The sequence below is a fragment of the Mycobacterium sp. genome, from assembly GCF_049280035.1.
In the GTDB taxonomy this organism is placed as follows: Bacteria; Actinomycetota; Actinomycetes; order Mycobacteriales; family Mycobacteriaceae; genus Mycobacterium.
The window spans coordinates 1-3,489 of the sequence record NZ_JBAPPI010000628.1 but is presented as its reverse complement, the minus strand read 5'-3'; the positions used below and the strand labels follow the sequence as shown (position 1 = coordinate 3,489).

Sequence of the window (3,489 nt, the reverse complement as noted above, 5' to 3'; positions counted from 1 at the left end):
CGGCCAAGCCTTAGCTGACAAGTCAGGTTGAGCGGCGAGGAACTTCTCAAACTCTGCCGGCGCTAGAGACTGACCGTCATCGAGAACGATGGCGGCCATCACCTGATCGCCGACCTGTTCGTCGGGCACCCCATAAACGGCTACCTGGTTGATCGGGGCCAACCGCTGCAGGATTCGCTCGATCGGTGCGGCCGCTAGGTTCTCGCCATCCACCCGCAGCCAATCCGCGGTGCGACCAGCCAGGTAGATCCAGCCGTCAGCGTCGCGGTAGGCCAGATCGCCGGACCAGTACATGCCGTGGCGCATCCGTTCGTTGGTGGCCGTCGGGTCGTTGTAGTACCCGGAGAACGCGCCACCACCCTGGGTGTTCACCAGCTCCCCAATGGCCCCGTCGAAGTTGACCAGGGCACCGTTCTCGTCGAAAACCGCTGGTGCGCATTCGGTTACGGTTTCCGAGTGGTACACCGCAACGCCCGGGTATCCCCTTCCGATGGACCCGGCCGGGGTGCCGTCTTCGCGAGTGACGATCACCGCAAACTCACTCGATCCGAAGCTGTCGACGACCCGGCAGCCGAATCGTCGAGCGAACTCTGCGATATCGCGATCGGTCGCCTCGTTGCCGAACGCCACCCGCAGTGTGTTGTCGGCATCGTCCGGCTGCTCCGGGGTGGCCAGCACCAAAGCCAGCGGCTTGCCGACGTAGTTCATGTAGGTGACGCTGTAACGGCGGATGTCGGGCAGAAGCCGCGACGGTGAGAACCGGGCCGGAACCATCGTTGCGCCGCTTCCGATGGCGACCGCCCAGCCCGCGGCCACGCCGTTGGAGTGAAACAACGGCATGGACAAGTAGCACACGTCGGCGGCGGTGATCTCAAACTGGGCGATCAGGCTTGCGCCGCAAAGGATCGCCGCCACGTGGGCGAACCGGACCGCTTTCGGGTCGCCGCTGGTTCCCGACGTGAAAATCATCATCAGGGTGTCGGCCGGCCCGACCTCGCGGTGCGGCATGAGCGGCGGCGCGGCCTCGATCGCGTCGAGGTAACGGCGCGACGTCACGTCGAGCACCGTGACGTCAGGCAGCTCCAGGCGAGAGAGTAGCAGCAGGTGGTCGGGATCGACGAGCAGCAATTGGCAGTCTGCGCGCCGGATGTCGGCCAGCAGCCCGGCGCCGCGCCGGATGGTGTTGATGCCGCACAACACGTAACCGCCCAACCCGGCTGCGGCCATCGACCGCAGCATGGCCGGCGAGTTGCCGAGTAAGGCGCCGACGTGGAGCGGACGAGTAGTGTCGGCCAGCCCGGTCAGCACCGAAGCCTCGGCTGCCGCTTCGGCGAGGTGCTCGCGCCAGGTCCAGGTCTTCTTGCCGTCGGCGACGGCCGGGGTGTCGTCGTGCATCCGTGCCCGCAGCAACTGTTGGACGGTCTCAAACATCGGTCGGCTCGGGTCGATACCGCAGCAGGGTGACCCCGGTATCGGGAACGTCGCAGAACACCGGGCTCACCCGCATGCCGATCCGAACGTCAGCGGGATCGACGTCCACCAGCTCGGTGCTGACCCGGGGCCCAGCATCCCACTGGACTATCGCGAGGATCTGCGGCATCGCATCCGCCCACGGTGGGCCGGTCGGTCGTTGCGCCACGGTGAAGGTGTAAACGCAACCCGCGCCGTCGATTTCACGCCATTCGAGGTCATCGGCCAGCGTGCCCGGAGCCAGCGTGCGCGGATAGAACACATACCGGCCCAGCGAAGGCGAATACTGCACCAGGATCCGGTGCTCGGCCAGTGCCTGCCAGAACGGCTTTGATACCGGTGTGGCTTCGGGAAGTGGCAGCGGCTCGGTCATCGTCAGTCACCGCCCAGAACCAGCGCGACCTGTTCACTCATGATGCCGCCGGTGCCGCTGACGAAAGCCCGATGGCAGTCGGTCACCTGCGCCTGGCCTGCTCGGCCCATCACCTGGCGCGCGGCGTCGACGACATGATGCATGCCGCCGGCCATGCCCGCCTGCCCGAACGAGAGCTGCCCGCCCGCGGTGTTGAGCGGGAAGTCGCCGGCGAAGGTGAGGTCGTGCTGGTTAACCCAGGTCATGCCTTCGCCTTTGCCGCAGAAACCCGCGTTCTCCAGCGTCATCAGGACGGTGATGGTGTAGCAGTCGTAAAGGGACATAACGTCGACAGCCTCTTGCGTGAGCCCCGCCATCGCGAAAGCTCGTTCGGCCGCACGGGATATCGGCGTCGTCATCAGGTCTTGCGCGTATGTCGCTGTCTTGAACGCGATGTGCTCGCCGAATCCCTTGATCCACACCGGCCGATGCCGCGCGCGCCGGGCCAGGTCCGCGTTGGCGACAAGAACACCCGCGCCGCCTTGGACCCGCATCACCGTCTCGAGCATGTGGATCGGGTCGGCGATCATCGGGCTGGCTAGCACGTCGTCGACAGCGATCGGCTTGCCGTGGAACACCGCACCCGGATGGGCGCACGCATTCGTGCGCTGGTCCACCGCGATCTTCGCCAGAGCTGTTGGGTCGTAGCCGAAAACGGCAGCATACCGCTGAGCGATTTGCGCGTAGGGCGCGTTCTGGCCGACGTTGCCGTAGGGGATCTCGAACTCGGCCTGTGGCGACCCGTACTTGTTGCTCGACGCACCATGCCAGCCCGGGCGTGACGGTGGTCGGCGTTCGGATGTCGGCAGCACCGAGGATCCAGGCACGACGGCGAGCACCGCATCGCACAGCCCGAGTTCGACGGCCGCCGCGGCCCGCCACACCATCCCCGCGGAGGTGGCGCCGCCAAGATCGACCCGCTCCCCGAAATCAACAGGCAGACCGAGGTATTCCGACAACGTCGCCGGGGCGAACATATCGGATTCCGCCAAGCCATGGCACAGCAAGCCGTTGACCACCGTGGCATCTACACCCGCGTCCTCGACGACCATCTTGGCCAGCAGCGCGTACTGGTCGAGGGTGAAGGACGGCGGCCGCGTCTGCTTGCGCTGAGCAGGCAACTCGGCGATACCGATGATGGCGGCCTCGCCGCGCAGGCCCGTCACAATTCCTCATTTTCGGGTCCTGCGCGCAATGGCAGCGTGACGGTGGCGGTACCCGGCATCAGCACGGTGTCGCCTCGTCGGCCGGCGATGTCGAGATCGACCAGACCGGTGTTGTCGCCCAACCGCTTTGCGGTCACCACCCCGCCGAAACTCAGTTCCTCGCCCGCAAACGCGATGGCCCGGTTCTGCACGGCGTACTCAACGAGCCGGCCGCGGCCGCCGATCCAGTCGGTGATAGCCCGGGCCAGCAGCGCGGCCTGCAGCGGTCCCTGCACGATGACGTCGTCGTAACCCTCGACCGTCCGTGCCCAGTCTTTGTCGTAGTGGATGCGGTGACCGTTGTATGTTGCGGAGCTGAAGAAGAACAGCTGTCTCTCATCGACCGTCACCGTGAGCGCCGGGACTGGGTCGCCGGGCTCGACGTCCTCGTAGAAAATCTGT

The 3,489-nt window shown here is 66.0% G+C and carries 4 protein-coding genes; all 4 read right to left on the bottom strand.

All coding sequences use genetic code 11. The features are described 5' to 3' along the window. Nucleotides 1–1,431 (bottom strand): fatty-acid--CoA ligase FadD1 (fadD1, locus tag WAN71_RS20150; protein ID WP_422227020.1); only part of this gene is annotated, 1,431 nt, incomplete at its 3' end. Further along, nucleotides 1,424–1,843 carry a Zn-ribbon domain-containing OB-fold protein gene (locus WAN71_RS20145; protein WP_422227019.1) on the bottom strand — a complete coding sequence of 140 codons (420 nt, stop codon included), beginning with the start codon at nucleotides 1,841–1,843 and terminating at the stop codon, nucleotides 1,424–1,426. The genes WAN71_RS20145 and fadD1, both read right to left, overlap by 8 nt. A 2-nt stretch (nucleotides 1,844–1,845) precedes the next feature. After that, nucleotides 1,846–3,048, bottom strand: a complete 1,203-nt coding sequence (locus WAN71_RS20140; RefSeq protein WP_422227018.1) for a thiolase family protein — start codon at nucleotides 3,046–3,048, stop codon at nucleotides 1,846–1,848. Continuing rightward, nucleotides 3,045–3,489, bottom strand: a 445-nt coding sequence (locus tag WAN71_RS20135; protein ID WP_422227017.1) for a MaoC/PaaZ C-terminal domain-containing protein, incomplete at its 5' end; no start/stop codon positions are given. The genes WAN71_RS20140 and WAN71_RS20135, both read right to left, overlap by 4 nt.